The sequence below is a fragment of the Rhodovulum viride genome (assembly GCF_003265965.1).
In the GTDB taxonomy this organism is placed as follows: domain Bacteria; phylum Pseudomonadota; class Alphaproteobacteria; order Rhodobacterales; family Rhodobacteraceae; genus Rhodovulum; species Rhodovulum kholense.
The window spans coordinates 1-321 of the sequence record NZ_MUAV01000236.1 but is presented as its reverse complement, the minus strand read 5'-3'; the positions used below and the strand labels follow the sequence as shown (position 1 = coordinate 321).

At 68.5% G+C, this 321-nt stretch carries 1 protein-coding gene; it reads right to left on the bottom strand.

Annotated features, from left to right (window positions below):
- Nucleotides 1-321: hypothetical protein (locus BYZ73_RS23340; RefSeq protein WP_220086900.1), on the bottom strand; the 321-nt coding region annotated here is incomplete at both ends.

Here is a 321-nt window from a genome sequence, read left to right as displayed (position 1 = left end):
CGGCATCGCGCACGGCATCGGCGATCGCCACCTGTTTCTGCCGCTCGATCAGGGTCAGGATCTCGGCATTGACCTCGCCGTACTTTTCCTTCAGCTCGACCAGCCCCTTCGCGGAATAGCTCCGCGTCACCGCGTCGAGCGCCGCGACCGAGCTTTCCAGATCATCCAGCACCTCGGAGAGGTCCCGCCCGTCCTTCGCCGCGCTGCTGAAGGCCATCCCCAGCAGCGGCAGGCCGACCGCCGCCAGCGTGCCGACGACAGCCCCAACCGGCCCGAACATCGAGGCGATCTGCGACCCCTGCGCCGCGAAGACCGACGAGG